The following is a 430-nucleotide window of genomic DNA, read 5'->3' as shown; positions in this document are numbered from 1 at the left end:
ACCAACTGGAAGCAATACAACACAGCGCTCAAAGCGCGGGGCTCATTGACCATCTGGCTGGATAAAAGCATGTCCTGGTTTGCCGCTGCCAGAGGCAAACGCGGGCGCAGCCCGCAGTTCTCGGATGCAGCGATTCAGTTCTGCCTGACCATCAAAAACCTCTTTGGGTTGGCCTTGCGGCAGACCACAGGCTTTGTTCAGTCACTACTGGCGTTGTCTGGACTGATGTGGCCGGTCCCCGACTTCAGCACGTTGTGTCGCCGCCAGCGCAGTCTGGATGTGCAGGTGGCGTACCGCTCGAGCGCAGCCGGCCTGCACCTGCTGGTTGACTCCACAGGCATTAAATTCTTGGGAGAAGGCGAGTGGAAATGCAAAAAGCATGGGCCGGAGCGTCGGCGCCAATGGCGCAAGCTGCACATCGGCATTGATG

General features: G+C 58.6%; 1 protein-coding gene. It reads left to right on the top strand.

Features of this window, described 5'->3' with window-relative positions; genetic code table 11:
• On the top strand, positions 1-430 hold a 430-nt coding region (locus tag P353_RS04865), incomplete at both ends, for an IS5 family transposase (RefSeq protein ID WP_113707689.1).

This window comes from Comamonas testosteroni, assembly GCF_000761245.1.
Classification (GTDB): Bacteria; Pseudomonadota; Gammaproteobacteria; order Burkholderiales; family Burkholderiaceae_C; genus Comamonas; species Comamonas testosteroni_C.
This window is presented reverse-complemented; position numbering and strand designations above follow the sequence as displayed.